We start from the raw sequence: 7,071 nt of genomic DNA on the forward strand, positions 1-7,071 counted from the left end.
CCCCCCGCCCCGAAGTACAATGCCACCTGAACCACCCGCCCGCGCGCGGGGCGTCGCGAAAGTCGACGCCGCGCTCCACGTCGCGCCGGCCGGCGTCGGGCGCACTGCCCGGCCATAACACCGATTACCCATCCACCCACGACCGCCCGCCCCCACGCGGCCGGCGTCGTCAACGTCTATTGCAAGCAAATGGCCCAATACGTCTTCACCATGAACCGGGTCGGCAAGATCGTGCCGCCCAAGCGTCAAATCCTGAAAGACATCTCGCTGTCGTTCTTCCCCGGCGCGAAGATCGGCCTGCTCGGCCTGAACGGCTCGGGCAAGTCGACGCTGATCCGCATCATGGCCGGTGTGGACAAGGACATCGAAGGCGAAGCCACGCCAATGCCGAACCTGAACATCGGCTATCTGCCGCAGGAACCGCAGCTCGATCCGAACAAGACGGTGCGCGAAGCGGTCGAGGAAGGTCTCGGCGACGTCTTCGGCGCGCAAAAGAAGCTCGACGAAATCTACGCCGCCTACGCTGAGCCGGACGCCGATTTCGACGCGCTCGCCGCCGAGCAGGCGAAGTACGAAGCCATTCTCGCCACCACCGACGGCAGCGCCGAACAGCAGATCGAAATCGCCGCCGACGCGCTGCGCCTGCCGGCGTGGGACGCGAAGATCGAACACCTGTCCGGTGGCGAAAAGCGTCGCGTGGCCCTCTGCAAGCTGCTGCTCGAAAAGCCGGACATGCTGCTGCTCGACGAGCCGACCAACCACCTGGACGCGGAATCCGTCGACTGGCTCGAACAGTTCCTCACGCGCTTCCCGGGTACCGTCGTCGCGGTGACCCACGATCGCTACTTCCTCGATAACGCCGCCGAGTGGATTCTCGAACTCGACCGCGGCCACGGCATTCCGTGGAAGGGCAACTACAGCAGCTGGCTCGACCAGAAGGAAGAGCGCCTGAAGCAGGAAGAGTCGTCGGAATCGGCGCGTCAGAAAGCGATCAAGAAGGAACTGGAGTGGGTGCGCCAGAACCCGAAGGGCCGTCAGGCGAAGTCGAAGGCGCGGATTGCCCGCTTCGAGGAACTGAACAGCCAGGACTACCAGAAGCGCAACGAGACCTCGGAAATCTTTATCCCGGTCGGCGACCGCCTGGGTAATGAAGTGATCGAGTTCAAGAACGTCAGCAAGTCATATGGCGACCGTTTGCTGCTCGACGACGTCAGCTTCAAGATTCCGGCGGGTGCGATCGTCGGCATCATCGGGCCGAACGGCGCCGGTAAGTCGACGCTGTTCCGCATGCTGACCGGCCGCGAACAGCCGGATTCGGGCGAGATCGTGCAAGGCCCGACCGTCAAGCTCGCTTACGTGGACCAGAGCCGCGACGCGCTCGACGCCTCGAAGACCGTGTTCGAGGAAATCTCAGGCGGTGCGGACGTGCTGACGGTCGGCAAGTACGAAACGCCGTCGCGTGCGTACATCGGCCGCTTCAACTTCAAGGGTGGCGATCAGCAGAAAATTGTCGGCAACCTGTCGGGTGGTGAGCGCGGCCGCTTGCATCTGGCGAAGACGCTGATTGCGGGCGGCAACGTGCTGCTGCTGGACGAACCGTCGAACGACCTCGACGTCGAAACGCTGCGTGCGCTTGAAGACGCCTTGCTTGAATTCGCGGGCTCGGTGCTGGTCATCTCGCACGATCGCTGGTTCCTCGACCGCATCGCGACACACATCCTCGCGTTCGAAGGCGATTCGCAAATCACCTTCTTCGACGGTAATTACCAGGAATACGAAGCGGACAAGCGCGCGCGTCTCGGTGAAGAAGCTGCACGTCCGAAGCGCCTGCGTTACAAGCCGATCGCGCGATAAAGCGCGAGCCCGGCGGCGGCCGGTGCAGTCAGGCCGCCGCGGGACCCGGAGAAGCGAGGTAGGTCGCGCAACGCCGCCGCTACGAACACAGCGCAGAGCGAGGCATTTGCGGATGAGCGCCGGGGCACACGTTTTGCGTGCCTTGCGCAAACACGTTGTCCCGCCGGGATGCGGCAACTCCGCGGAGGCAAAAAAATCAATGCGCGTCCCACGGCGCGCGCAGAGGCCGATCACACCCACACCGCGCACGGCGCGGCGACGAGGAGGCAAGCATGGCGATGTCGAAGGGCAAGCGCTGGGCCACTGCCGTAGGCGGCGTGTTGCTGGTGCTGATTGTCGTCGCGGTCGGTGCGCTCCAGTTCGCGCAGCGCGAAGTCAAGCAACGCGTGATCGCTGCGCTCGGCCCATTAGGTAGTGCCGAAAGCATCCGGGTCGGCCTCACGTCAGTCCATCTCACCAACGTTCTGCTCAAGGCGCCGCCCGACTGGCCCGCTGGCGACCCATTGCGGGCCGACGAAATCACCATCACGCCCGACCTTCGCGATCTGCTCGCGCGCCGCATGCATATTCGCAGCGTGGTGGTGCGCGGCTTCGACATCGCGGTGTTGCGCAGCAAGGACGGCGCGATCCGCCTGATGCCGAATCTGCGGGAATCCGTCAGCAAGTCCGATGAAGAAGCCAGCGGCGTCGCACCCTCCGCTCCCCGCGAAAAGCTGATCGACCACATCAGCTTCGAGCAAGGCAACTTCCATTTCTACGATATGACGGTCGGACCGCCGGCGTTCAAGGTGACAGTCAGCAACGCGAACGCGACGGTCGATCACCTGCAACTTCCTGCGCTCAGCGAACCGACCACACTCAACCTTACCGGCTCGATCAAGGGCCCCGCGCATACGGGCACGGTTTCGTTCGGCGGGTGGATCAAGATCGCCAACAAGGATTCGCAGACCACCAGCCAACTGCGCGGCATCGATGTGGTGATGCTCGATCCTTACCTGCTGAAAAAAGCCGGCGCGAAGGCGCAAGTGACAGGCGGCACGGTCGACCTGACAGTCGACTCGACCGTGCTTAACTATCAGTTGCACGCGCCCGGCACGGTGACGATCCACAACCTGAAACTCGCCGACAGCGGCAATCCGCTCGACACCTTCATGTCGATCCCGACCAAGGCCGCCGTCGCCGCGCTCAAGTCGCACAACGGCGATATCACGCTGCATTTCACGCTGGATGGGAATTTGCGCGACCCGAAGTTTTCGGTGCAGGAAAGTCTGATGACGCGCCTCGGCGCCGGTTTTGCGAAAGCGACCGGCGTGAGCGTCGAAGGCGTGGCGAAGGGCGCTGGGGAAACCGTGAAAGGTCTGGGTAACGCGTTGAAGAATCTGCTCGGGCAGTAGGCCGGCATTAACCGGGATTAACCGGCATCGCGCATTTATACCGGCAGGCCCAGTTCGCGTAGTCTCGCTTCGGTTCGCGCCGCGCTCGTGTGGTGTACCCCGTGCCAGCCAAGTGCGGTTGCGGCCTCCGCGTTTTTCAGATTGTCGTCGATGAAGACGAGTTGGTCCGGCTCGATGCCCGGCAGCTGCGCCTCGATCCGCTGGCGCATTGCCGCGAAAATCGCCGGATCCGGTTTCACCAGCCTCACCCTGCCCGACACGACGATGTCGCGGAATCGCCGCAGCACGGGGTAGTGTTCCCACGCATAGGGAAACGTCTCCGCCGACCAGTTCGTCAGCCCGAAAAGCGGCACCTGGGCCGCCTCGAGTTTTTCCATGATCGCGACGCCCTCTTCCAGCACGCCGGCCACCATCTCGTGCCAGCGTTCGTAAAACGCGCGGATCAGCGGTGCGTGTTCGGGAAACTTCGCGATCAGTTCGTCTGTTGCCTCGACGATGGGCTGGCCGCCGTCCTGACGGATCACCCAGTCCATCGAACAGACGTGAGTCAGAAACCACCGGCGCTCGGTTTCGTCAGGAATCAACTGACGGTACAGATACTCGGGGCTCCAGTCGATCAGCACGCCGCCGAAATCGAACACCACTGCCTTGATGGCCATGCACGCTCCGTCAGTCAACTCTCGTGCGACGAGATCAGATAGGTTGTGTACGCAACTCGAGCCATGCCTTGGCCTCGCCCGAGACATGCGGCGACAGGCGCGTGCGCACCGTCTCGTGATAGGCGTTGAGCCATGCGCGCTCGTCGTCACGCAACAGCGACAGGTCGAGGCAGCGCGTGTCGATCGGGCACAGGGTCAGCGTCTCGAACTTGAGGAAATCGCCGAACTCGGTCTTTTCCGCGGGCACATTCAGCACGAGGTTTTCGATCCGCACGCCCCACTTGCCCGGCCGGTAAAGGCCCGGCTCGACCGAGGTGATCATGCCCTCTTCCATCGCCGTCCAGGGGTCGGCCGGCGCGTAGTGCGAAATCACCTGCGGGCCTTCGTGCACGTTCAGGAAATAGCCCACGCCGTGACCGGTACCGTGACCATAATCGGCGCCCGCTTCCCAGATCGGCGCGCGTGCAATCGCGTCCAGCATCGGCGAACGGATGCCGCGCGGGAATTTTGCACGCGACAGCGCCATGGTGCCTTTCAGCACGATCGTGAAATCGCGCCGCTGCGCCTCGCTGATGGTGCCGATCGGCACGACGCGGGTGATGTCGGTCGTGCCGCTCAGATACTGTGCGCCCGAATCGATCAGCAGCAGGCCATTGCCCTCGATCACCGAATGCGCTTCATCGGTTGCGCGGTAGTGCGGCATCGCGCCGTTCGCGTTGAAGCCGGCGATCGTCGCAAAGCTCAGCGACACGAAGCCGGGACGGCGCGCGCGAGCTGCTGTCAGGCGCTCGTCGATCGTCAGTTCGGTGATCGTTTCGCGGCCCAACGCGCCTTCGAACCACGCGAAGAATTCGGCGAGTGCCGCGCCGTCCTGCTCCATCGTCGCGCGCACGTGCTCCGCTTCCGCCTCGGTCTTACGCGATTTGAAGAACGTGGACGGGTTGACCGCCTCGACGACCTTTACCGTGGACGGCACCGATTGCAGCGAGCCATACGTAATGCGGCGCGGGTCGATCAGCAGCGTGCTGCCGTCGGGCAGCGTGGCCAGCGCGACGGCCGCCTTCGCATACTGTTCGACGCGGATGCCGTCACGCGCGAGCGCATCGGCCAACGCTTGCGGCACCTTGCCGTCGCCGACGAAGAGCGACGCACTGTCCAGACCGATCAGCGCGTGCGCAACGAACACCGGGTTGTAGCTGACGTCGGCGCCGCGCAGATTCAAAAGCCATGCGAGGTCGTCGAGCGTGGAAATGAAGTGCCACTGCGCGCCCTTCTCCGCCATTGCGCGGCGAATCTGCGCGAGCTTTTCGGACCGGGGGACGCTCGCGTGCGGCGCGGCATGCTCAAAGACGGCGGCAGCGGGCAGCGACGGGCGCTGCGGCCAGATCGCGTCGAACAGATCGACGTCGGTGCGCAGCTTCACGTCACTTGCGGTGAGCGCCTGGCTCAACACACGCGCCGCCGACACCCCGAGCACGGCACCGTCCACACCCACCGTCCCGCCGCTCGTGACGTTCTGCGCGAGCCATTCGAAATGCGGCGCGCTCTGCTGCCCGCCCGTCATTTTCATCAACTGGACGCCGGTGCCGGCCAGTTGCGCGTTGGCTTGTTCCCAATAGCGGCTGTCGGTCCATACGCCTGCGAAATCGGCGGTCACGACCAGCGTGCCGGCCGAGCCGGTGAAACCCGACAACCACTGCCGGCCTTGCCAACGTGCGGGCAGATATTCGGAAAGATGCGGATCCGCGGATGGCACCAGATAGGCGGCTACGCCTTCGCGCGCCATCGCATTGCGCAATGTCGCGAGCCGTTCGGGGATGGAGGAGGTTTCGGGGAGTCGGGCATTCATCGGAGTCACCTGCAAATATTCATCGACGGGAAAGCAAGCCGACCGTCACGGCAACGGCAATCAGCGCGATGGCGGTACATACCGGCCATTCGAGCGTATCGCCATCATGAAAGAGACCAACCACGTTGCCAGCCATGCGCGCGACACTCGCGCCGAGCACCCCGGCCAGCAGCGCGATCCACCATTGGGCGCGATTCGAGCGGCTCGAGCGGCGCGACGGATGCAGCCACCAGCCCGCGACGCCGATCACCGCGCCCAGTACCAGAATTCCGGGCCACCCCATTAGCAGCAACGCTCGCGGCGGCGACTTTGGCGCAGTTTCAGATTCGTCTCATGGGCGCAAAGGGCCAGGACAGCTAGCATTTTTGTCTCACTAACTATAAACGTTCAGCACGGCGCTTTCCGCATAGCGGTTGAGTTTAGGGGTCGGGGTGATGTTAGGCAAGCTGCGGGCCTTGCGCAGAAGCCTGGTCCCTGGTCAAGCCAGGCTGAAAGCGCCCCATGCGAATCGCCCTCATCGAGCCGGACCTTCGACACGCCACCTTGGTCGGCCAACTGATTTTTGCCGGCGGCCATGTGTGCCAGCACTTCACCGCAAGCACGCCGTTCCTCCAGCGCGCAGCCGACGAATTCTTCGATCTGCTCATCACGGAAAACTGGGCCGGCGACCATTCCGCCGAAGACGTGATCCCGCGCGCCCGGTCCATCCTGCCAGGCTTGCCGGTGATCGTGCTGCTGTCCGAGCCGCGCGAGAGCCAGATCGTTGCCGCGCTGCACGCCGGCGCCGACGACTGCCTGACCAAACCGGTCCGCGGCCCGGAGATGCTGGCCCGAGTGGACGCACTGCTGCGGCGCGCAGGCTTGCGGCGGCCGCCCAACCGGCGGCGCGATCTGATCGGCGGCTATGCGTTCGACGCGGCGCAATTCGCGGTCACATTCCGCAATCACACTGTCTCGCTGACGCCGAAGGAGTACCGCTTTGCGCTGCTGCTCTTCACCAATCTGTCGCGGCCGGTATCGCGCGCACATATTCTCGAAACCGTCTGGACACGCCGGCGCGACGTAAGGTCGCGTACCGTCGACACTCATGCGTCGCGTGTTCGAACCAAATTGCAGTTGCGCCCGGAATTCGGTTATTGCCTGACTCCGCTTTACGGCTATGGGTATCAACTCGACGCGATCCCCCCCGAAGCCGTTGTGGACGCGGGATGAGCCGTCTACCAGGTAAGAATCGTGAAAAAGCTATAATATTAGGCTAAACCATAGTTTCCCCCCATATGCAGCTTCTCACGATCGGAATCAATCACCACACTGC

6 protein-coding genes are annotated in these 7,071 nt (G+C 63.7%); 3 read left to right on the forward strand and 3 right to left on the reverse strand.

Annotated elements, in window-relative coordinates:
• Nucleotides 1-189 precede the first annotated feature (189 nt).
• Nucleotides 190-1,854 carry an energy-dependent translational throttle protein EttA gene (gene ettA, locus QOC89_RS15025; protein WP_116143919.1) on the forward strand — a complete coding sequence of 555 codons (1,665 nt, stop codon included), beginning with the start codon at nt 190-192 and terminating at the stop codon, nt 1,852-1,854.
• A 272-nt stretch (nt 1,855-2,126) separates the two neighbouring features.
• Nucleotides 2,127-3,248: a DUF748 domain-containing protein gene (locus QOC89_RS15030; RefSeq protein WP_323045728.1), complete on the forward strand. Its 1,122-nt coding sequence runs from the start codon at nt 2,127-2,129 to the stop codon at nt 3,246-3,248.
• Nucleotides 3,249-3,283: 35 nt separating this feature from the next.
• On the opposite strand, the gene QOC89_RS15035 is transcribed toward QOC89_RS15030, so the two are convergent.
• From QOC89_RS15035 to QOC89_RS15045, 3 genes are read right to left on the reverse strand one after another with little or no spacing between them, the layout of a single operon-like run.
• Nucleotides 3,284-3,907, reverse strand: a complete 624-nt coding sequence (locus QOC89_RS15035; RefSeq protein ID WP_323045729.1) for an HAD family phosphatase — start codon at nt 3,905-3,907, stop codon at nt 3,284-3,286.
• 34 nt (nt 3,908-3,941) lie between these two features.
• Nucleotides 3,942-5,756, reverse strand: a complete 1,815-nt coding sequence (locus QOC89_RS15040) for an aminopeptidase P family protein (protein ID WP_323045730.1) — start codon at nt 5,754-5,756, stop codon at nt 3,942-3,944.
• Between the two features lie 19 nt (nt 5,757-5,775).
• Nucleotides 5,776-6,039, reverse strand: coding sequence for a hypothetical protein (locus tag QOC89_RS15045; protein WP_323045731.1), 264 nt, complete (start codon nt 6,037-6,039; stop codon nt 5,776-5,778).
• A 218-nt stretch (nt 6,040-6,257) separates the two neighbouring features.
• Here QOC89_RS15045 and QOC89_RS15050 point away from each other — a divergent pair, with 218 nt between their 5' ends.
• Complete coding sequence (locus QOC89_RS15050; RefSeq protein ID WP_323045732.1) at nt 6,258-6,968, forward strand: response regulator transcription factor; 711 nt, start codon at nt 6,258-6,260, stop codon at nt 6,966-6,968.
• Nucleotides 6,969-7,071: the final 103 nt, after the last annotated feature.

The organism is Paraburkholderia sp. (genome assembly GCF_034668105.1).
In the GTDB taxonomy this organism is placed as follows: Bacteria; Pseudomonadota; Gammaproteobacteria; order Burkholderiales; family Burkholderiaceae; genus Paraburkholderia.